This is a genomic window from Comamonas resistens (assembly GCF_030064165.1).
GTDB lineage: Bacteria > Pseudomonadota > Gammaproteobacteria > Burkholderiales > Burkholderiaceae_C > Comamonas > Comamonas resistens.
The window spans coordinates 1,802,162-1,818,779 of sequence record NZ_CP125947.1 but is presented as its reverse complement, the minus strand read 5'-3'; the positions used below and the strand labels follow the sequence as shown (position 1 = coordinate 1,818,779).

At 55.9% G+C, this 16,618-nt stretch carries 28 protein-coding genes; 15 read left to right on the top strand and 13 right to left on the bottom strand.

The genetic code is table 11. The features are described from left to right. Positions 1-176: 176 nt before the first annotated feature. The 12 genes from QMY55_RS08500 to QMY55_RS08445 form a co-directional block, all read right to left on the bottom strand. On the bottom strand, positions 177-827 hold the full coding sequence (locus QMY55_RS08500) for a hypothetical protein (RefSeq protein WP_283488189.1): 651 nt from the start codon (positions 825-827) through the stop codon (positions 177-179). Further along, the gene (locus tag QMY55_RS08495; protein ID WP_283488188.1) at positions 824-1,420 is read right to left on the bottom strand and encodes a recombination protein NinG; all 597 of its coding nucleotides are present in this window, start codon (positions 1,418-1,420) and stop codon (positions 824-826) included. Before QMY55_RS08495 ends, QMY55_RS08500 begins: the two co-directional genes overlap by 4 nt. Beyond that, positions 1,417-1,755 carry a hypothetical protein gene (locus tag QMY55_RS08490; protein WP_283488187.1) on the bottom strand — a complete coding sequence of 113 codons (339 nt, stop codon included), beginning with the start codon at positions 1,753-1,755 and terminating at the stop codon, positions 1,417-1,419. Before QMY55_RS08490 ends, QMY55_RS08495 begins: the two co-directional genes overlap by 4 nt. A gap of 130 nt (positions 1,756-1,885) precedes the next feature. Beyond that, a complete protein-coding gene (locus tag QMY55_RS08485; RefSeq protein ID WP_283488186.1) occupies positions 1,886-2,059 on the bottom strand; it encodes a hypothetical protein in 174 nt (57 codons plus the stop codon). Positions 2,060-2,258: 199 nt separating this feature from the next. After that, on the bottom strand, positions 2,259-2,411 hold the full coding sequence (locus QMY55_RS08480; RefSeq protein WP_283488185.1) for a hypothetical protein: 153 nt from the start codon (positions 2,409-2,411) through the stop codon (positions 2,259-2,261). Next, positions 2,408-2,851: a hypothetical protein gene (locus QMY55_RS08475; protein ID WP_283488184.1), complete on the bottom strand. Its 444-nt coding sequence runs from the start codon at positions 2,849-2,851 to the stop codon at positions 2,408-2,410. Before QMY55_RS08475 ends, QMY55_RS08480 begins: the two co-directional genes overlap by 4 nt. Before the next feature lie 199 nt (positions 2,852-3,050). Further along, positions 3,051-4,025: a DnaB-like helicase C-terminal domain-containing protein gene (locus QMY55_RS08470; RefSeq protein WP_283488183.1), complete on the bottom strand. Its 975-nt coding sequence runs from the start codon at positions 4,023-4,025 to the stop codon at positions 3,051-3,053. Continuing rightward, positions 4,003-4,365, bottom strand: coding sequence for a hypothetical protein (locus QMY55_RS08465; protein WP_283488182.1), 363 nt, complete (start codon positions 4,363-4,365; stop codon positions 4,003-4,005). Before QMY55_RS08465 ends, QMY55_RS08470 begins: the two co-directional genes overlap by 23 nt. Next, on the bottom strand, positions 4,365-5,144 hold the full coding sequence (locus tag QMY55_RS08460) for a hypothetical protein (protein WP_283488181.1): 780 nt from the start codon (positions 5,142-5,144) through the stop codon (positions 4,365-4,367). Before QMY55_RS08460 ends, QMY55_RS08465 begins: the two co-directional genes overlap by 1 nt. After that, entirely contained in the window at positions 5,137-5,313 is a 177-nt protein-coding gene (locus tag QMY55_RS08455; RefSeq protein WP_283488180.1) for a hypothetical protein, read from the bottom strand. Before QMY55_RS08455 ends, QMY55_RS08460 begins: the two co-directional genes overlap by 8 nt. A gap of 14 nt (positions 5,314-5,327) precedes the next feature. Next, positions 5,328-5,552 (bottom strand): hypothetical protein, encoded by a 225-nt coding sequence (locus QMY55_RS08450; protein ID WP_283488179.1) that lies wholly within the window; start codon positions 5,550-5,552, stop codon positions 5,328-5,330. 28 nt (positions 5,553-5,580) lie between these two features. Continuing rightward, complete coding sequence (locus tag QMY55_RS08445; RefSeq protein WP_283488178.1) at positions 5,581-5,823, bottom strand: hypothetical protein; 243 nt, start codon at positions 5,821-5,823, stop codon at positions 5,581-5,583. A 109-nt stretch (positions 5,824-5,932) separates the two neighbouring features. Between QMY55_RS08445 and QMY55_RS08440 the strand changes: the two genes are divergently transcribed. Further along, the gene (locus QMY55_RS08440) at positions 5,933-6,166 is read left to right on the top strand and encodes a hypothetical protein (RefSeq protein ID WP_283488177.1); all 234 of its coding nucleotides are present in this window, start codon (positions 5,933-5,935) and stop codon (positions 6,164-6,166) included. A gap of 62 nt (positions 6,167-6,228) precedes the next feature. Here QMY55_RS08440 and QMY55_RS08435 read toward each other — a convergent pair whose 3' ends face one another. Further along, positions 6,229-6,504, bottom strand: a complete 276-nt coding sequence (locus QMY55_RS08435) for a YdaS family helix-turn-helix protein (protein WP_283488176.1) — start codon at positions 6,502-6,504, stop codon at positions 6,229-6,231. A gap of 99 nt (positions 6,505-6,603) precedes the next feature. On the opposite strand from QMY55_RS08435, the gene QMY55_RS08430 reads away from it, so the two are divergent. The 14 genes from QMY55_RS08430 (at position 6,604) to QMY55_RS08360 (ending at position 16,412) form a co-directional block, all read left to right on the top strand. After that, a complete protein-coding gene (locus QMY55_RS08430; protein ID WP_283488175.1) occupies positions 6,604-7,317 on the top strand; it encodes a S24 family peptidase in 714 nt (237 codons plus the stop codon). Between the two features lie 24 nt (positions 7,318-7,341). Beyond that, positions 7,342-8,127, top strand: a complete 786-nt coding sequence (locus QMY55_RS08425) for a hypothetical protein (protein ID WP_283488174.1) — start codon at positions 7,342-7,344, stop codon at positions 8,125-8,127. Positions 8,128-8,407: 280 nt separating this feature from the next. Then, a complete protein-coding gene (locus QMY55_RS08420; RefSeq protein WP_283488173.1) occupies positions 8,408-8,908 on the top strand; it encodes a CCDC90 family protein in 501 nt (166 codons plus the stop codon). Between the two features lie 382 nt (positions 8,909-9,290). Continuing rightward, complete coding sequence (locus QMY55_RS08415) at positions 9,291-9,587, top strand: hypothetical protein (RefSeq protein ID WP_283488172.1); 297 nt, start codon at positions 9,291-9,293, stop codon at positions 9,585-9,587. A 920-nt stretch (positions 9,588-10,507) separates the two neighbouring features. Further along, on the top strand, positions 10,508-10,894 hold the full coding sequence (locus QMY55_RS08410) for a hypothetical protein (protein WP_283488171.1): 387 nt from the start codon (positions 10,508-10,510) through the stop codon (positions 10,892-10,894). Continuing rightward, positions 10,891-11,040 carry a hypothetical protein gene (locus QMY55_RS08405; RefSeq protein WP_283488170.1) on the top strand — a complete coding sequence of 50 codons (150 nt, stop codon included), beginning with the start codon at positions 10,891-10,893 and terminating at the stop codon, positions 11,038-11,040. Before QMY55_RS08410 ends, QMY55_RS08405 begins: the two co-directional genes overlap by 4 nt. Further along, on the top strand, positions 11,037-11,375 hold the full coding sequence (locus QMY55_RS08400; protein WP_283488169.1) for a hypothetical protein: 339 nt from the start codon (positions 11,037-11,039) through the stop codon (positions 11,373-11,375). Before QMY55_RS08405 ends, QMY55_RS08400 begins: the two co-directional genes overlap by 4 nt. Before the next feature lie 250 nt (positions 11,376-11,625). Next, the gene (locus tag QMY55_RS08390; RefSeq protein ID WP_283488167.1) at positions 11,626-11,946 is read left to right on the top strand and encodes a hypothetical protein; all 321 of its coding nucleotides are present in this window, start codon (positions 11,626-11,628) and stop codon (positions 11,944-11,946) included. Between the two features lie 150 nt (positions 11,947-12,096). After that, entirely contained in the window at positions 12,097-12,315 is a 219-nt protein-coding gene (locus QMY55_RS08385; RefSeq protein WP_283488166.1) for a hypothetical protein, read from the top strand. A gap of 40 nt (positions 12,316-12,355) precedes the next feature. Next, complete coding sequence (locus tag QMY55_RS08380) at positions 12,356-13,006, top strand: ATP-binding protein (protein WP_283488165.1); 651 nt, start codon at positions 12,356-12,358, stop codon at positions 13,004-13,006. Positions 13,007-13,055: 49 nt separating this feature from the next. Further along, positions 13,056-13,727 carry a hypothetical protein gene (locus QMY55_RS08375; RefSeq protein ID WP_283488164.1) on the top strand — a complete coding sequence of 224 codons (672 nt, stop codon included), beginning with the start codon at positions 13,056-13,058 and terminating at the stop codon, positions 13,725-13,727. 58 nt (positions 13,728-13,785) lie between these two features. Next, entirely contained in the window at positions 13,786-14,283 is a 498-nt protein-coding gene (locus QMY55_RS08370) for a siphovirus Gp157 family protein (RefSeq protein WP_283488163.1), read from the top strand. A 351-nt stretch (positions 14,284-14,634) separates the two neighbouring features. After that, on the top strand, positions 14,635-15,570 hold the full coding sequence (locus QMY55_RS08365; RefSeq protein ID WP_283488162.1) for a recombination-associated protein RdgC: 936 nt from the start codon (positions 14,635-14,637) through the stop codon (positions 15,568-15,570). A gap of 95 nt (positions 15,571-15,665) precedes the next feature. Beyond that, positions 15,666-16,412, top strand: a complete 747-nt coding sequence (locus tag QMY55_RS08360; protein WP_283488161.1) for a methyltransferase — start codon at positions 15,666-15,668, stop codon at positions 16,410-16,412. The last annotated feature ends 206 nt before the right edge of the window (positions 16,413-16,618 follow it).

The following is a 16,618-nucleotide window of genomic DNA, read 5'->3' as shown; positions in this document are numbered from 1 at the left end:
ATCAAGGGGAGAAACAACAAAGCCCGCTGGCGAACCTAGCGGGCTTTTTTATGGGCGCGTCTATCCATCTCTGGCTGTCTGCAACGCTACGGGCTGAATGCAGAGGTGGATTTGCAGTGACGTGAAGCGCTGGATTTCATCGCTTGCGGTTCACGGCGCAATGCTACCACCCTATGTCAAGACAGGCAAGCTTTTTTGACTTCGCCGCCTGCCCGCAAGGCGCAGCTATTGATGAAGTCCAAGAGCTTTTGACCGCTCTCACCGCCTGGAGCTTTGGCAGCTCCGAGCCCGTCGCAACAACCGCAAGCACGCGCGGAAAGCTTGGTCTTGCAAGGGGCGAGCTGGAACTTTCGTCCATGGCACACCCGGCAATTCGGGTCGAGCCAGTACAACAACAAAGGCGCGGCCAGCTCGGCATCTTCACCATCCAATGCCAGACCGATCTGCAAGTGCAATGCAACTTCGGGCAACGACTTAAGCGCGGTGACGGCCTTGCGCAGCTCGGCTTCGTAGCGCTTCTCCAGTTTCTTGCGTGCCGCCTCCATGCTGTCCTTGGTGATCTTGCGGATGCCGTCGCGCATCGTCACTTTGGCCTCGGCCATGATTGCGCGCTTCGTGGGTCTCACTGGGACTTTCACACCCCAGCGCTCAGCTCCATCCCATTCGGCCTGCAGGCGCATCAGGGCGGCACCGAAGCGAGACTTACACCAGCCTGCCGCAATCAGCAGATCAGCGCTACTACGTGATCCATCCAAAGTTTCGCAGCGAAGGTTGCTGGCGGTAATAGCTTGTGCATAGTGCTCTTGCATTGTTGGTGCCTCGGTCATTCAGCGCTCTCTTTCTTTAGTTGCTTAGCTTTGGCTCGGTAGCTATCCCGAATTCCTCGGACTTCGTCGTGAGTCCACTTGTGGACACCGTTATTGGTCTCAATGACCTCTAGGCGCTCTGGGCCGATGCGCGCGAGCACGCCGACACGGAACTTGGAGTAGGTCGTTCCGCCAGGTCGGTTGCAGTTTTTTCGCTGTCCGAACACGTTGTCTTCGTTGAAGCGGATCTGGGGCGCGGTGGAACGCGAGCGGAAATGGCCAGCATCCATTGAGCCGCCCGGCTTCATGGGTTCGAATGGCATGCCACAACAAATGCATGGCTTGCCTGCATCACGAAGACGGATAAATTCGTTGAACGCGGTCTGGGCTTCGGCGAGCAGCTCTCGGAGAGACTTCATCGCCTCCTTGCGGCGGCGCGTTTCCGCTCTCTCTACCTTGGTGGCCATACGATCGGCCTTGGCCTGGGCGCGTTCTTCCTTTTCACGCTTGGCTATGGCATATGCCTCTGCGCATTCAGCGTGGACAATCTGGCTCGGACGCTCTGGCGAGAACTTTGCGCGGCAATGTGCGCAGCGGGTGCGACGGAATGTCATCGAACAGACCTCCCCTCTACCCGGTTGCTGGCCTCTTTCGAGCGCCAGATCTCAATCTGCAGCTCGGCCGCCTTCATCTTCCAGCGGAACAGCTCTTCAGCCTCCACGGCAGACTCCAGGCCTTGCAGTAGTTCCAAGTAATCCGCATGGCTGTATGCGTAGGCCTCGCGGTCTGCAATCGTCTTGCCGTCAGACTGCTGCATCAGGATGGCCTTCTTGGACTTGCGGAACTCTTCGAGCTGTACCCGCTTAGCCTTGGCTGCCGCATAGCGTGGCGCAGTGGCAAGAAGGTAGTCCACCGCAGCCTGGGGGTCGATTTCGAGGCGCTCTGTCATGCCTCGCTCCAAGCCTTGAAGGCAGCATCAGGGGTCTTGCCCCAGCCGACAATGCGCCCACCAAAGATGGCCTTCGTCCAGCACATCCAGCGGCCATCCCTCTTTGTCATGCGTGGTTTTGGCCTGATCGTCATGTGCGCTCCCCGTGCCTCAGCAGAAACTCAGCGCTCAGCGTCACTTGGCAGCCAATGTCTTCACCGCTTTGATAAGTACAGTTCCACTCGCCGCCGCTCAATGGGCTGTTGACCTTGATAACGCTGCCGCTGGGCAGTCGGTAGAACTGATGGGCCTTGATCTCTTTCATCTCTTCTCCTGTTCTGTTGCCTCAAGCCATTCGCCGGGCTTGCCTGTGTTTCCTAGCCTGCGCTGCTCATTAAGGTCTTTCTTCAGTGCTGCTGCTCGGCCTGCTACGTTTCGGTGCTCTAGGTACTCTTTGACCCAATGGCGCCCCCTTGATGGCTAGCCAAGCCTGTTGGCGACTGAACAGGTCGATTTCTAGGCGCTCAGTCATCGCCTTCCTCCTTATCAAACTCGATGACCATGTGCATGAAGTGAATTTCATTGCTGGACGCACCGAACAACCAGTTGAAAAAGGCAACAAACGCGGCAGCGAGCGGGTCAAGGCCGATGCGCCGTAGAGCTTGGTATCGGGTCATTCCACCCTCCCCTGCACAGCCGCCTGAACCTTCCCGGCTGCTATGGCTGCGTCCTCGTCTGCATGGTCGCGCTCAAGGCCTTCCTGTTCGGGAATACGCATATGAGGGAAATCGGACCACCAGTTCACGGCGCTCAAGAAGTCATGAGCACTGATCAGATACCGGTCTTCATCGCATGGTGATTGGTCTTCAGCTGCGAATTGCGCAGAGATGAAATCGCAGTTAAAAAAGTCGCGTACATCTTTTGCGTCCTCAGGCCATGGGATCGGCTTTGAGCAGCAGCGCAATTCCAGTTCCTGCACACGGGCATGCAGGCGGCGGAGTTCAGCAGCCGACTTATTGCGTAGGCCTTGTTCGTTTTGCAGGATGTTGGGAGAGAAAGAGCCGATTTCCAACTCGCGCGCAAGGTAGAGCGCCTCTGGTTGTTGCGCCTGGTTCATGCCGCATCCTTCGATTTGATGAAGATCGCCCTCTTCTGGGTGATTGCTTCGTCTACTGGCTTGTGAAAGTCGCAAGCTGGGGAGCCTGAGCTATATGTGTGCCCCCTAGCTTTTTTCATGCACTGGGCAAAACCCATTCGGGCCATAGCAGGGGAGGTTTCTTTGGGTTGCCAGTGCTGGCAGGTGATGCAGGTGGTCATCAGTAGGCCTCCGGAGGGCAATACAGCGTCAAAGGCTCATCGCCCAGCGCCGCAACAAACTGCTGGCTGTCTTTCTCAAACCAAAGGCCGATGGACCCTTCCCATTCGCCGTTGCGCTGCTTGTCGCAGATCAGCAGGCAGTCAGGCTCTTTGAAATTGGCCTCGTCGGTCAGCAGTCCCTCTTCACGCTTTCGCTCCTTGGGCTTGTTGCGCCAAACGATCACCACGTTGTCCACCTGGTCGGTCACGGCGCCAGAGCCTTTCATGTCGTACTTGTTGGGTTTGTGATCCTCAGAGGCTGGCTTTTTGATGTGGTGAATCAGGTGGATGTGAATCTGGTGATCGCGGGCAATGGCAGTCAGTTCGTCCACGAACAGCTTTTGTCCGTTGTAGTCATCCTCGCCAGCCACGCACTTCATCAGGCTGTCCACCACGAAATGCGTCACCTTCAACTCTTTAGCCGCATAGCGAATGACGGCACAGACCTGCTTTGCAGTCACGGTGCCTTGCTGGTCGTACAGCCAGAGCTTGTCTCCCGTCCATTCCTTGAATTGCTCATAGGTGTCTATCAACGCTTTTAGGCCCAGCTCGCTGCCTGCATAGGCTGGATGAGCGGGGTTGGTGCCTGACCACTGGCGCCCCATGCGCTCCAGCGTCTTGATAGGTTTCATCTCGAACGATGCAATGGCTACGCGCTCGCCCTGGCCGCAAAGTGACAAGGCGACCTGCCCAGTCACCAGAGACTTGCCGTTTCCGTTGGCGCCTCCCCACAGGGTCACTTCGCCGGGACGGAACTGCAGCAGGCCCATGGTCTTGCGCCATGGCATGAATGCCTGTGGCGTGCGGGCCGGGTTCTTGATGCGGTCGATCAGCTCTTGCACCCAAACCGCCGCCTCGCGCACCTTTTGCTGGGCGTCGGTCTCCTGCTCGTAAAGAGCAAAATCAATGTCGTCAGGCACGAATACGTTTGCCATTGCCGCCCTCTTCTTTCTTGAAAATCCAGATTTCATTACCCATTGCGCAGGCCAGAACGCATGGTTCAACCCTACGGATAGCGGCAAACAAGCGCTTCGCTCGTTCCTCTCCTCGCTGGCACATCAGGCTCACATGCAAGCCCACAGCAAAACGAAAATCCAACTGCTCCAGGGCGTCCGTCAGCTCAATCAACACCGTTGGGTGAGTGTTGTTGGCCACCCCATGCCAGTTGCGTGCGCTCCAGGCCTCTAGCACGCAATCGGTGTCGGACACGAAGACTGCAGAGTTGGGCACATAGCCTTCGCGGCGCATGTCGAGAATCGGTTGGTGGCCGCGCATCAGACGAACCTCCCAATGCCCGATTGGGGTGCTGCCGGCGGCTGGAAGCGCGGAGCATCGCGGCGCTGGTTCCTTACCCAGTTGCGCCACGTTGCCTTCCAGTCGGCCTTGCGCCCGTCCTTCCCCGGCTTGGCAATCCAGTAATCGCGGAACGAATCCGCAACCGATATCACGTCCAGGTCGGGCCTTTCGCTTTGAGCCCAGTTTTTCCAGTCATCAGGCAAAGACCATTCGGCGCTCAGCGACGTGCCGCGTGGCGACTTCGCAGAAGGAGCATCAATATCCTGTTCCTGTTCCTGTTCCTGTTCCTGTTCCTGGCTTGCATGGGGCTTCAAAGGGGCTTCCGAGGGGCTTGCGTTTTCTGCCGATTTAGGCAGATGAAACGCTACTGAATACATAGCAAAGAACGCATGCTTGTGCTTGGAAGAGCTGATGTTTTGCCACTCACGCTCAACACCCTTGCAGCGCTTGTCAGCAGCAGCCAATGACTCTCCGATCTGAAATGCAGCCATGCGGTGCACAAAAACGGTCTCGGAAGCCTCGTCATAGGTGCAAAACTTGGCTTCGATGAGGCATTCAAGGGCCTTAGAAGCCCCTTCCATGCCTAATCCTGTCTCATGTGCCATGTACAGAACAGGGCAATGAAACACGCCAATCATGTTGGCATGAGGGCAGGTCATCAGATAAAGAGCCAGGACCTGAGCGGCTGCATTCCCACGCAGCGCCTTACCTGTCTCGCCTATCCAGAATTTGGGAGAAACAACACCGTAGTCACGCATGGAAGTTCTCCTGTTCGCGCAGGCTTGCCAGCAGTTCAAGCAACCGGTACATTCGGCGCATGAAGTGAATGGCACGGTCTCGCTGCCCAGCGTCCATAGCCTTAATCTCAAGATCGCCTGCACGTCGCGCCAACGACTGCAGGCGTTTTTCTTTGTGGGCTGAAGTCATCTTTTGAGTAACTCCTAGTGAACTCGCCCGGAACCAAAGAGCCTTGCAATGAGGCTCGGAATGCGGCGCATTTGTTGGGATTGAAGCTGGCGCGAATGCTCGATGAGCATCTGTTTCACAGCTTCATCAAAAGAAATTCCGCGCGCTTTTGCTTCTGCTTCGATAGCATCAAGCGCTTTCGGATCAAGCCCTTCGAGGTCATAGGGCACGTCATGGATTGGTATTTGCGGCGGCGGCATAGCGTGTCTTCGCTCCTGTGCTCATGACTCACGCTGCACGCATGAGGCCAAACGGGCTCTTGTCAACGGCTTGAGCTACGCGCATGGGCGATAAAGAATTCGCCTCATGACGTTTTTCACGAGCGACCTCAATCAAGACACGGCGCCACACCTCAGCAGGCTGCCCACCTCCGTAGTAATCCACCAGGAAATCAAGGTCCTCTTGTTCGATGGAATTGACACGCAGCATTCCTGCTGGCTTGCGGACGAGTTCGCGGTTCTTGTAGGTCATAGGGGCGTCCTTGGTGGGAGTCTTGTGGAGTTAGAGGGGATGGAAGGCCGCAGCACCATTGGCTATGCTGGTAGTTCTCACGCAACCAAAAGCTTTCAGGGGAGCGGACATGAACAACGAAGAACTGCAGCGACTCGAAAGAATCGAAGGACAGATCGAAGCCATCGGAATGGTTCTGAATGCACTCATCGCGAAGCACCCAGAGAAGCAGGCCCTACTAGATGTTTTGCAGGAGCGTTCGGAAACGATGCAGGTGAAGCTTCTTTCGAGTCACGTACCGGATGCAGTGCTCGAAGGAGTCGAGGGATTCGTCCGTCAGTGGATTTCGAGCATCTCGAAGTAGTACGGAGTTCCTGCTCGCACACGAACCTCTCCAAGGCGGCATCGAAGCCAGCGACATTTGGCTCAACCATGGCTCGCCTCCTTGGGAGTGGCGGATGGGATGGGCTGGGTCAATTCGGAGGCGACAGTGGAGCGCAAATATGCCCAGTCAACATCAGGACGAAGCCGCTCGCATGCGACACCTGTCACCCTCTCAATCAAAGGGCACAACTCAGCGGGGGCTTTTTTCCCGCGATTGATCCAGTTCCACACTCGCGCGTGAGAAATGGACTCTTTTGCGGTCTTGGTGAGCTTTGTCGCGAGTGCAGATTGACCGCCAGCACGCTCAATTGCGTCCATCAGAGCATCAACAGGTGTTTCATTTCGCATACGCAAAGACTAACACATGTTGATTTATTCATCAACCCTTGTTCTCAACAACTGTTATAGGCTCGACTGATGAAATTTGGAGAACGTCTAGAAGCCGCCATGCGGGAAATGGGATGGGGACCATCCGAGGTCGCAGAGCAGAGCGGCGTCGCCATGCCGACCATCAGTGCAATTGTTCGTCGCGCAAGCGATAGAACCAATTTCAAGGAAGATCTGATCAAAGCCTTTCCTAAAGAGATGATCAGCCACGCTTGGCTGCGCGATGAGAAAGGCTCGATGAAATCCGACGCTGGGGGCGGCGGAATCATTGCCTTGCATGCTGAAGACGACCTACCTGAGGGTTACATCAGAATCCCTGAATACAAGGTGCACTTCAGCGCTGGGCCCGGTCAGGTTGTGGTCTCCTACGAGTTGGAGGAGTGCTCTGAACCAGCGACATATCGCCTGTCATGGCTCCAACAAGAGCGCCTAAACCCAGACAAGCTAAAGCGTTTCAAGGTTAAAAACGGCAGCATGGAGCCATTCCTGTTTCATGGTGACTCCGTCTTGGTGAATGAGGCTGAGAATACTCTTGACCAAGTGCTCGATGGCAAGGTGTATGCAATCCGCTATGGCAATGAGCTGCGCATCAAGCGGCTTTTCTATCGCCGCATCAGTGGCGAGGTCGTTCTACGCAGCGACAACCCGGCCTATAAAGATGAAGAGGTCATGGCATCCCAGTTCAATGAGCAAATTTCGATCATTGGCCGCGTCCGCGACAAGAGCGGAACTGGTGGGTTGTAGAAAACAAGTAATAAGGAGAGAGGGATGAAGAGGATTTTGATTGCGGCGGCATTTTTGGCAGCATTTGCGGCGAATGCGCAATCTAACAAACCTGGTAAGAGTGGGTTTGACAATAGCCCGTTTGATATCTCTTTAGAAGTACTTCCTGCAAATTATCGCGGGCATGATTGCAAACGATTTGCAGCAGCTTTAAAGGCCGCAAAGCTATCAAAAGATGAGTACGAGACAAGTGAGCAATACACACTAAGAACTGACGCATGGAAGAGCAATGCGTTGGTTGGAAATGTAAAGCCAATCGACTCTATCGCATTCAGAAGGGATCCATCTCTTCATCTTGAATACAAGTACAACGCCGATGAAAAAACATTGAATGTGTGGACCCCAGAAGTAAATAAAACTACAGCAGTTTCAGGAAAATTATCTAACTGGGATGCCATTGATGTAATTAGCCAAAAAGAAAGCTCATATAAAGCAGCTAATGCGTATGGCGTGACTAGGCAAGTATCAAAAACAGAATCAAAAGTATGTGCCATTGCATTATCTGGCGTGCATTATGTTCCTTTCCAGTACACGCTTCGCATAGAAAATATAGAGCCAAGCAAAGCGAAGTCTATAAAAGATAATTTAAATATCTTCTACGTGGGGAACATAGACTCTCCATATATTGGAACTATTTATGATGGGACTTCGCCATCTTTAGACATCCCATTTGAAACAAGATGGACTGGTGATGCCGTTGTTATGCGTGTCAAGCATGCATGGGCCGTAGACCGTCGAACTGGCGAAGTGCTTGGCAAACGAGATTTCTGAGATAAAAAATTTAAGGAGAGAGGGATGACGACAGAAATACAGCCGCCCCCAAGCCCCGGTATTGGAGATGTACTTTCCGACATGGCGCAACAGCTGACCATTCTTGGACTGACCTTGGGCTGCGCACTCAAGGCGACAGCCCATCGAAACCCTGCGCAGGCCCAGGCTATCGAAGAAAACCTACAGCTCCTAATGTCGGCCCAGGATGTAGAGTCCTTCCAGCCCAGGGCAAAGACCCTTCTTGACTTGATGTACACAGCCCTGCAGGAAAGGGCGCCCAATGAGTAACGTGTTGAGCTTCAACGCGGCTGCAAAGGGGTTCAAGACAGTCAGCGGTGGTGGCGGAGCTGGCAATTCTGGGGAACCGCCTCATAATGGGGGCATGGAAGCCCGCGTCACCGCCCTTGAGGAAGCTGTAAAGAATCTGCCAACCAAGGCAGATCTGGATGAGCTACGCCACTCTGCAAAAGCGGATGCCTCCAGCCTGCGCACCGACTTTGAGAAGCTGCGAGCCGACATGGCAAAGACTACTGGAGAATTGCGCACCGACATGGCCAAAGGTTTTGGGGAACTCCGCGCTGACATGCACAAAAATTCTGTGGACATCCAGCGTTGGATGATCGCCACTGTGATCGGCTTGTTTTTGGGCTTTGGCGGCTTGTTTCTCGCCATGAGTAATGCACTCAAGCCATCCACGTCTTCAGTGACTCAACCCACTCAGCAGGCCCCGATCATCATCAACGTACCGAGTGCAGTTCCTTCGTCTACGCCACAAAAATAGCTCTCACAGTACTCACACAAGCCCGCCACGAGCGGGCTTTTTCATGGCACCATCCCGGCCATGACAGTTCCCGCCCCTCGCCTTCAGTTCACTAGCATTCGCACCCGTGTCGAGGACGGAAAACCGTTGATCGGCCTGAAGCACACAGCGAAGACGACATCAGGCCTGCCTGTCTCAACGTCGTGGATCGAGATGCCGCCCGAAGACGTGAAGCGCCTTATCAAATCCCTGCAAGACACTTTGACCGAGCTGGGCCAAGAGTAGCCCTCCTCCACCTCACCACCAGCCCGCAGCAGCGGGCTTTTTTGCGCACAAAATACTGTACAAATAAACAGTTATTTGCCAAAATTTAACTGTGCATTCAACCAGTACAGGAGAAATCATGGAACTCGCATCTGTCATCAATGTGCGCCTTGTGGACTGCCCCAGCGACATGGACCTAGCCATCAAAGAAAAGGCTGAAGGCCGCTTTACCAAAGAGCTACTGAAGAGCTTCCTCAGTGAGGAAGACCTGCGCCAGGCCTACAAGCTGTTTACCGATGCCTCCGAAGGAGGACTCATCAGCAAGGCAGAGGAAAAGATTGCAATGGCCTGGAGCAAAGCTTTCGAGAAAGCGCGGCAAGCGGGATTCCGCGACATTGCCTCAGAAGAGGCTTATTTCGACGTACGCATGCACTGATGCGTCACCTACTTCGCAGCATCGTTCTATTTGCGGTTCGTGTGGCCCGCGCCTTCTGGCGTTGGGCATAAATCACAAACACGCCAGTTGATTTCAGCGCCAAAAATCAACGAATAAAAAACACTTGTTGACATAAATAATCAACACTTGTTATAGTTCACTCATCGCAGCAACAAACGCGAAACACCCAAGGCCCAGCGATCCGGGGCCGAAGCCGACAGGAAGCAAAGGCGGGGTTAGCTCCAGAGGGGCGCAGCAGGTTGCAGGCGGTGGGTGCCAAGCGATCGAGCTGCGCATCCAAGCTCTGTAAAAACCAGCTCGGATGAATTGGCGCACTTGATGAAAGCGCCCTGCCCCTGTGATCTGTCGGCAGAAGCAAAAGACAGGTGGCGCGAGAACCAACACTCGCGAGCCAGGCCCAGCTGGGTCAGATCAATCAAGCACCATTCGCCCGCCTGAGCGGTCAATCAGGAAGCTGGAACCGGTTTCACCGGGCTACGCCAGCCGCCGCGCACGCCTGCAGGACAGCAGGTATCGATAGCCAAGGACGCGCGGCAATCAAACCAGAGCGCCTTGACCCAGGGCGCTGCGGTTTGAAAAGGAGATATGGAAATGTGAGTGATTCGCCAGCATGCGGCCTGCATGCGCCTTCCCCCGCAGGGCTAAGCGGGGCCATCACAGATAGGGAATGAGCAGACTGATGCCCTGCCACGATGAGTGGAAACGTCGCCTTGAAAGCGAGATGCCGGAGATCAGTACCGGCCCCTATCTGTGATGGTGCAGCACCTTTTATTAACCCAAGTGCGCATTTCTTCTGCCTGACCCTCATCGGGCAGAAGGAAGCTGCGCCATCACCTACTCCCCCTGACTCCGGTCAGTTCGCCCCGCTAGTCGGGGCTTTTTTATTCCTGGAGCTTGTCATGAACGCACGACTCCCCCTCTTCACCGGCCCCACCTGCAACCCGACGGCAGACGCCGAGCGCTGGGAAAGCGAGCAGGAAGCAGCTGATGAACACCGCGAAGCCGCAGAGCGCGAAGCCCCTGGGATCGTGTTCAGACAGCTCCAAGCCATTCACACGCCTGCAGGCTGGTTTGACCATCGCAAGTTCCTCGGTCGCTACTCAGCCGAGGAAATATTGCGCGATGCCATGGACGACTCAGACGACGATGTTTCCGACGCATACAGCGAATTCATCATCGACATGACCCAGGCGGCCAAGGAAAAGATGCTGCAAGCCATGGCCACATGGTTCTGCAAGACCTGGGCTCACGAGGTCTACAACGATTACTTGGAGAGCCTGCAATGAGCCCAGCAGAACGAATTTCCCTGCACCCAGCCCTTGCCGAGTTCTGCGCCCAGCAGGTGCTGGGCCAGATGGCAGAGCCACTGTCCCCCGAGCAGATCCGCGCTGCTCTGGCCCCTGAAACCGAAAACCAGTATGAGGCGATATGAGCAAACCGTTGAATCCATGCCCGAACTGCCAATCTACACCAGAGCGATTCTTTGCAGGTGGTGGAGCATTTTGTACGGAAGTTATCGCATGCTCAAAAGGTTGCATGGAGCGTCACATGCGACATCCTGTTCACATTCGATCGGCGGATGTAAAAGGCTGGGATGACTTAGCAGACGCATGGAACACAGGAACCCTGTTTGATGATGGCAGCGGCAGGCCGAACGTGCAGTTTGACCAGTCTCCCCCTGGAAATCAAGTCGAATTCGTAGGCCCATACAACAATTGGTCTCCAGCAATATCGGATGCAAAAATTGCGCGCAAAGGAGCTACCTGATGCCCTCCCCGATACAGCTACAGCGCCTCCCGCGCCGCAAGAAGCCCGCAAACAAGCGGGCTTTGTTGTTTCTGGCCCTGCTCATTCTGCTGGTGTGTTCCGCCCTTTCGGGCTGCAGTGCCCAGGCAGCTGACACCCCGGCCACGACCGCCGCCGATCTGAAACGAGCTGCTGCCGGTGCATGGCTTTGCCCTGGCATGCACGCCGAGTGGCTGGATGCGCAAACCGTTCAATGTTTGAAGGAAAAGCCATGAGCGAAGAAATGCACACCACGGGGCCTTGGTTTAAGCACCGGGAAGGATTCTCGACCGTCTATGTCGAAGCGCGCATTGGTGGAGGCCTTATTCAAGAGGTGGCTGCATGCGGACCAACAAATCAAGGGTCTGAGCAACAAGAGGCCAACGCCCGCCTCATTGCCACTGCGCCTGAGTTGCTGGAGGCTTGCAAACTTGGACTTAAAGGCTTGGAGGCGGCAGCTTTCGACCCACTCAGTCAACAGAGAAATGCCCATGCCTATGCCGCAGGCGTTCTGCGCTCCGCCATCACCAAGGCCACAGGACAGCCAGCATGATCGCCGCCCTCTTCCTCATCACCCTGGCCTTTATTGCCCTTGCACTGAAGCCATGACCAATCCAGAACCCCAACCCGACCCAGTTCGGGCTTTTCTTTTATATGCCCTGGCGTGCACCTTCGCTGCCGGGGCTTTTTATTTGAGGGTGATATGAACCCACGAAGCCGACAACTGCCTGGACGCTCACTGGCTCTACGCCTGGTTCTCAGCCAAGGCGTCAACAACAGCAGCCCTGAGCTGCGCCAACTGGCCGGACTGACAGGAAAGAAGATGCCCCGCCGCCCGCCAGCACCCGACCATGGATCGGTGACTTTTGAGAGCGACATAGAGCAGTTGCCAAAGCACGAGCGCGTCACTCTGCCTTTCTGAGCCCTACTTTCACTCAAGCAAAACCCAAGGAACCCAAGCCATGTCTATCGCAACACTTGTCCTCGGCTCATCAGGCACCGGTAAATCAACCAGCCTGCGAAATCTCGCCCCTGCTCAAACGCTGCTGATCCAGTGCATCAACAAGCCTCTGCCATTTCGCTCGGCTGACTGGAAGCCTTGCACCAAAACAAACCCAGAGGGCAGTGTTATTCGAAGCAGCAGTGCCGAAACGATCATGAAGGCCATGCGTGGCAGCACAAAGGATGTGGTTGTCATAGATGACTACCAGGCCGTGATGGTTAACGAGATGATGAATCGAAGCACCGAGCGCGGATATGACAAGTTCACCGACATCGCAAAAAGCGCTTGGCAGCTGTTTGAGCTTGCTGGCCAATTGGCTGAACACCGCCGCGTTTACATCTTGGCACACACCCAATCAGACGACCACGGCCAGATTCGCATGAAGACTGTAGGGCGCATGGTGGACGAAAAGATCGTCCCGGAAGGCTATTTCACCATCGTCCTGAGAACAGAAATCATCAATAGCCAGTACCTGTTCTCCACACAGACGAATGGGCAGGACTGCTGCAAATCACCCATGGGGATGTTTTCCGAGCAGCACATCCCCAACGATCTCCATGCCGTAGACCAGCAGATATGCGAGTTCTACGGAATCACCCAGGCCGCCTAACCAGCGGCCTTTTTTCATCCCAAGCGAACCCAAGAAAGGCCATCGCGCCATGTATCAACTCAACGCCAACGCTGCCCGCGAAGCTGAAAACATCAGCAGCTATCTCTCTGAAACCGGGAAGTACAAAGGCAAGTTCATTCGCGCCGAAAAGCTCATCAGTTCCAACAAAGGTACTCACGGGGTCGGCTTTACGTTCGAGTCTGACTCCAAGCAGACAACTCGCTTCGATATCTGGACGATGAGTGCCCAGAATGAGCAGTTGATGGGCTACAAGGCTATCAACGCCATCATGGCCTGCATGAAGCTCAAGACCCTGAGCATTGCACGCGCCGAAGTGGAGCGCACGGACTGGGATACCAAGCAGAAGTACAAGGAAGAGGCTGATATCTTCCCTGAGCTGCTGGACAAGCCTATCGGCCTGGTACTAGTCAACACCGAGTACGAAAAGATGCGTGACGGCCAGAAGACCGGCGAAACCGGCTGGCGCCTGGAGCTGGTCGCGCCGTTTGAGGCGGCAACGGAATTCACCGCAGCAGAAATCCTTGATCGCGCCACTCAACCCAAGAAGCTGTCCTCCATCGTGGCTCTGCTGGCCGATCGCCCTCTGCGCAATCGTCTGTCACAACGCCCAACAACAGGCGGCGGTCACCACGACGCACCACCCGCAGGCCACCCAGCGAACGGCGGCTTCAACTCGTCAGACGACGACATCCCATTCTAAATTGATAGCAAATATATCAACCTAAACAAGCGTTAGGTTGATATTAACGGAGGCTTATATGAGTTACATCACACTGTTCGACGCAGCCCAGCAAGTCCGTGAGAGCTTGGGAAGCATCGACCCAGACACGGGTGAATTGATCGAGACATACGCAGAAAGCCGCGCTCTGTTTGAGCAAAAGGCTGTTGCCTGCGTGGCCTATGCCAAGGACGAGGAATCGAACCTTGAAGCCGCCAAGACGATGCTCAAGCAGATGCAGGAAAAGCTCAAGACTCGTGAGTTGCGCTTGGATCGCTTTAAAGCCTATATGGCCGACTGCATGAAGGCCACGGGCATCACCGAGGTTAAGCATGAGTCTGGATTGTTTGGCGCAAAGCTCTACATCGACCGCGATGAATCCATAGTGATCGAGGACGGAGCGAAGTTCCCAGCCAGCCTGTCCGGCGATCCCAAGCCGCCAGAGCCCAGCAAGACTAAGATTAAAGCGGCAATCAAGGCTGGAGAGGCCGTGGCGGGCGCGTCAATCGTCCGCAAAGACCGTCTGGTCATCAGCTAGGCCGTCGAGTGGCTCTATGACCAACAAGCCCAAGTGCCCTGAGTGCGGCTCAAGCATAAGAGTGCAAGAAACCCGCGCCGGGGACGGCAATCCCATCTACTACCACCGCGTGCGTAAGTGTGTCAGCAAGAACTGTGGCGCACTGTTTACGACGGTTGAAATATATGCACCGGATCAGTCGATCCCCAAGACGCTGAGAAAGCCCGCGCGATGAATTCGCCTGTCCTGGCATGCATGCCCAGTGGCTGGATGACAAGACCGTCGAGTGCCTGAAAGAGCGCCCATGACCTGCGCCACCTACACCAACCCCCAAGCCACCTCTGTGGTGGCTTTCTCTTTTCTGGAGTCCTGATGTTCAAGAACATGATTGTTTATCGCATTGCCGAGAGCTGGCAGGGCGATCTGCAGGTGCTGGAAGAGGCGCTGCAAAAAACGGTGTTTGCCGAGTGTGGTGCAACGCAGGAGCGCTCTGTGGGCTGGGTGCCTCCGCGTGGCGAACAGCATGGCCCGCTGGCCGAATCCGTGGCCGGCCAATGGGTGATGCGCTTCATGAGCGAGTCCAAAATGCTGCCGGCCAGCGTGCTCAACCGCAAGGTCAATGAAAAGGCCGAGCACATCGAAAAAACCGAGGGCCGCAAGCCTGGCAAGAAAGAGAAGAAAGAGCTCAAGGACGAGGCCAAGCTGGACCTGCTGCCCATGGCGTTCACCAAGCAGGGAAGCATGTGGGTCTGGATCGACCCGCAGGCCCGCACCCTGGTGCTCGATACCAGTGCCCAGGGCCGAGCCGACGAGGTGGTCACGCTGCTGGTCGAAGGCCTGCCCGGCTTCGCTCTGGCCCTGCTTGACACCCAGACCAGCCCGCAGGCCGCCATGGCGCATTGGCTGATCACCCAGGAGCCGCCCTCCGGCTTCACCGCCGACCGCGAGACTGAGCTGAAAGCCGCCGACGAATCAAAGGCCGTGGTGCGCTACGCCCGCCACCCGCTGGATATTGATGAGGTGCGCCAGCACATTGAGCACGGCAAGCGCCCCACCAAGCTGGCCATGACCTGGGACGACCGCGTGAGCTTTGTGCTGACCGAAGGCCTGCAGATCAAGAACATCACGCTGCTGGATGCGGTCATGGACGGCAACAGCCAGGACGATGCCGGCTTTGACACCGATGTGGCCATTGCCACCGGTGAGCTGTCGCGCCTAATCCCCGATCTGATTGAGGCCCTGGGTGGCGAGGGCCGCACCGGCCTGGGCGACCTGCCCGCCTCGCTGGCTGCCAGCGCCAGCAACTGATCACCCATTCATAGATTTGCATGAACCGGGCCGCGCGCCCACATCAATGAATCACCTGCCCGCCATTGAGCGGGCTTTTTGCTTTCTGGAGCCCTATGAAAATCGAAAACGATGTCCTCGCCGTCCTTAGCTCGGCTCAAACCACAGGCAGCAATGTTGCGCTTACCGGCCAGCTTGATCGCGCCCTTTACACCCGTGTCAACAAAGTGCTTGAGGCTGCTGGCGGCAAATGGAACCGCAAAGCACAAGCCCACGTCTTCGATGGCGATGCCTTTGAGCGCATGGAGCAGATCATTCTGTCCGGCAGCGTGGTCATCCCGAAAGACGAATTCAACTTCTTCCCATCCCCTCCTGCAGTGGTAGATCGTCTGCTTGAACTTGCAGAGATTCGGGCCGGAATGCGAGTGCTTGAGCCGAGTGCGGGCCAGGGGGCAATTGCTTGGGCCTGCGCCGAAGCTGGCGCAAATGTTGACTGTTACGAAATCCAGCAGGGGAATGCTTTCCATTGTGCAATGGAGGCTCCCGTAGAGCTGGGGCGAACAGTGACGGCTGACTTTCTCACGATCACACCCGAACCAGTTTATGACCGCGTGGTGATGAACCCACCCTTCATGAAACAGGCAGACATCAAGCATGTCATGCATGCCCATCAGTTCCTGAAGCCTGGCGGCCTGCTTGTGGCGGTAATGGCCGCTGGCGTGACATTCCGTGCCGATGCGCGCACCAAGGCATTCCAAGACCTTGTAAATGAGCGCGGCGGGCGCATTGAGCCGCTGCCGGAAAACAGCTTCAAATCCAGTGGGACCGGCGTCAACACAGTGATAGCGGTCATCCCAGCCTGACCACCACCACCCCAAGCCCGGCTCTATCCGGGCTTTTCTCATTCTGGGAGCCACCCATATGCAAGACATCATCAGCACCCTCAAGAACGCACTGCTGCAGGCCGAAGCTGGCCTAGAAGTGGCAGTTGGCCGCCTCACCAAGGACGGTACTGAGCGCGGCGACTTCAAGCCCAGCGAAGTTCTGGCCCTTGCCAGCGTGCGGGAGG

Bases quoted from the DNA above. Each gene is read 5' to 3' on its own strand.
- QMY55_RS08485 (WP_283488186.1), bottom strand. From the start codon at position 2,059: ATGAAAGAGATCAAGGCCCATCAGTTCTACCGACTGCCCAGCGGCAGC.
- QMY55_RS08465 (WP_283488182.1), bottom strand. From the start codon at position 4,365: ATGCGCGGCCACCAACCGATTCTCGACATGCGCCGCGAAGGCTATGTG.
- QMY55_RS08380 (WP_283488165.1), top strand. From the start codon at position 12,356: ATGTCTATCGCAACACTTGTCCTCGGCTCATCAGGCACCGGTAAATCA.
- QMY55_RS08440 (WP_283488177.1), top strand. From the start codon at position 5,933: ATGAACAACGAAGAACTGCAGCGACTCGAAAGAATCGAAGGACAGATC.
- QMY55_RS08405 (WP_283488170.1), top strand. From the start codon at position 10,891: ATGAGCCCAGCAGAACGAATTTCCCTGCACCCAGCCCTTGCCGAGTTC.
- QMY55_RS08385 (WP_283488166.1), top strand. From the start codon at position 12,097: ATGAACCCACGAAGCCGACAACTGCCTGGACGCTCACTGGCTCTACGC.
- QMY55_RS08500 (WP_283488189.1), bottom strand. From the start codon at position 827: ATGACCGAGGCACCAACAATGCAAGAGCACTATGCACAAGCTATTACC.
- QMY55_RS08425 (WP_283488174.1), top strand. From the start codon at position 7,342: ATGAAGAGGATTTTGATTGCGGCGGCATTTTTGGCAGCATTTGCGGCG.
- QMY55_RS08420 (WP_283488173.1), top strand. From the start codon at position 8,408: ATGAGTAACGTGTTGAGCTTCAACGCGGCTGCAAAGGGGTTCAAGACA.
- QMY55_RS08400 (WP_283488169.1), top strand. From the start codon at position 11,037: ATGAGCAAACCGTTGAATCCATGCCCGAACTGCCAATCTACACCAGAG.
- QMY55_RS08445 (WP_283488178.1), bottom strand. From the start codon at position 5,823: ATGACCTACAAGAACCGCGAACTCGTCCGCAAGCCAGCAGGAATGCTG.
- QMY55_RS08365 (WP_283488162.1), top strand. From the start codon at position 14,635: ATGTTCAAGAACATGATTGTTTATCGCATTGCCGAGAGCTGGCAGGGC.
- QMY55_RS08375 (WP_283488164.1), top strand. From the start codon at position 13,056: ATGTATCAACTCAACGCCAACGCTGCCCGCGAAGCTGAAAACATCAGC.
- QMY55_RS08475 (WP_283488184.1), bottom strand. From the start codon at position 2,851: ATGAACCAGGCGCAACAACCAGAGGCGCTCTACCTTGCGCGCGAGTTG.
- QMY55_RS08470 (WP_283488183.1), bottom strand. From the start codon at position 4,025: ATGGCAAACGTATTCGTGCCTGACGACATTGATTTTGCTCTTTACGAG.
- QMY55_RS08410 (WP_283488171.1), top strand. From the start codon at position 10,508: ATGAACGCACGACTCCCCCTCTTCACCGGCCCCACCTGCAACCCGACG.
- QMY55_RS08390 (WP_283488167.1), top strand. From the start codon at position 11,626: ATGAGCGAAGAAATGCACACCACGGGGCCTTGGTTTAAGCACCGGGAA.
- QMY55_RS08435 (WP_283488176.1), bottom strand. From the start codon at position 6,504: ATGGACGCAATTGAGCGTGCTGGCGGTCAATCTGCACTCGCGACAAAG.
- QMY55_RS08490 (WP_283488187.1), bottom strand. From the start codon at position 1,755: ATGACAGAGCGCCTCGAAATCGACCCCCAGGCTGCGGTGGACTACCTT.
- QMY55_RS08430 (WP_283488175.1), top strand. From the start codon at position 6,604: ATGAAATTTGGAGAACGTCTAGAAGCCGCCATGCGGGAAATGGGATGG.
- QMY55_RS08450 (WP_283488179.1), bottom strand. From the start codon at position 5,552: ATGCCGCCGCCGCAAATACCAATCCATGACGTGCCCTATGACCTCGAA.
- QMY55_RS08460 (WP_283488181.1), bottom strand. From the start codon at position 5,144: ATGCGTGACTACGGTGTTGTTTCTCCCAAATTCTGGATAGGCGAGACA.
- QMY55_RS08415 (WP_283488172.1), top strand. From the start codon at position 9,291: ATGGAACTCGCATCTGTCATCAATGTGCGCCTTGTGGACTGCCCCAGC.
- QMY55_RS08455 (WP_283488180.1), bottom strand. From the start codon at position 5,313: ATGACTTCAGCCCACAAAGAAAAACGCCTGCAGTCGTTGGCGCGACGT.
- QMY55_RS08480 (WP_283488185.1), bottom strand. From the start codon at position 2,411: ATGACCCGATACCAAGCTCTACGGCGCATCGGCCTTGACCCGCTCGCT.
- QMY55_RS08370 (WP_283488163.1), top strand. From the start codon at position 13,786: ATGAGTTACATCACACTGTTCGACGCAGCCCAGCAAGTCCGTGAGAGC.
- QMY55_RS08360 (WP_283488161.1), top strand. From the start codon at position 15,666: ATGAAAATCGAAAACGATGTCCTCGCCGTCCTTAGCTCGGCTCAAACC.
- QMY55_RS08495 (WP_283488188.1), bottom strand. From the start codon at position 1,420: ATGACATTCCGTCGCACCCGCTGCGCACATTGCCGCGCAAAGTTCTCG.